1 protein-coding gene is annotated in these 1068 nt (G+C 59.1%); it reads right to left on the bottom strand.

What is annotated here, in order from left to right; all coding sequences use genetic code 11:
* Positions 1-8 precede the first annotated feature (8 nt).
* Entirely contained in the window at positions 9-971 is a 963-nt protein-coding gene (locus tag TR61_RS19390; RefSeq protein WP_004577240.1) for an IS30-like element ISPpu17 family transposase, read from the bottom strand.
* Positions 972-1068: the final 97 nt, after the last annotated feature.

The raw sequence follows: 1068 nt of genomic DNA, 5'->3' as shown, positions 1-1068 counted from the left end.
GCCTGAATTCAACACATAAGTGCAACGCTCACCCCTGTATGCACTTCGTACGGCGTCTTCCAGCCCAAGCGCTTGCGCGGGCGTAGATTGATCCTCGCTACTGTCCGATTGACGGCTTCGACGGTCAGCTTGCTGAAGTCGCTGCCCTTGGGGAAATACTGGCGGAGCAGACCGTTGGTGTTTTCATTGGTGCCACGTTGCCAGGATGAATAGGGGTCTGCAAAAAAGACCTGGCACTGGCTCCGTAGCGCGATGCGTTCATGCCCGGCAAACTCCCTTCCGTTATCCAGCGTCAGCGTGTGAGCGGCATGGCCCTGAAGCATCAGATTGATCGCCCGCGTTACCTGCCGGCGCGTTCTGCGCTTGACCGGATAGGCGCTCAGATAGCCGCTTTTGCGATCAACCAGGGTCACCAGGTTACCGCCCAGTCCATGTACCGTATCGCCCTCCCAGTCCCCCAGGCGCTCGCGGCTTTCGACCTCGGCTGGGCGTTCACTGATTGACACGCGATTACGCAGCTGCCCGCGCCGATCGTGGCTTCCATAGCGTTTCCGGTAGCGCTTTCGGCGATGTCGCAGATAGGTATAAAGCTCACCACCGGCGCGCTGTTCGGCGGCAATGAACCGATAAATCCACTCATGGCTGACCGCCCGGCTTGGCTGCTCCTGCTTCAACCGCTGGGCGATCTGCTCCGGACTCATGCCATGCTTGAGCCACACCGGGAGATGATGGCTGAGCCATGTCGCCGGCTTGCAAAACTTGCGCGCACCCGCTCGACGAGCATCACTTTCATGGGCCGCAGAAACAGCCTTGTAGATATTCTGGGTGCTGTTGCGGCGAACCTCGCGACTGATCGTCGAGGGATGCACGCCGACCCGCTTTGCAATGCTCGCCTGGCTCTCTGCGGCGCTCAAGCCAGCCTCAATCTGGTAACGTTGTCCCTGAGTCAGCTGCCGGTAATGCGTAGTCATCTGCGCTTGAATCCTTCGGTGTGAGAGCCTGGATTCTACCGGTGGCTGGCTCTCTGCCTCTCGTTTCAAGCGTTGCGCTTATTCTATGAATTCAGGA

This window comes from Aestuariivita boseongensis (assembly GCF_001262635.1).
GTDB lineage: Bacteria > Pseudomonadota > Alphaproteobacteria > Rhodobacterales > Rhodobacteraceae > Aestuariivita > Aestuariivita boseongensis.
The sequence above is the reverse complement of the archived record's forward strand: the minus strand, read 5'-3'. Positions and strand labels throughout refer to the sequence as shown.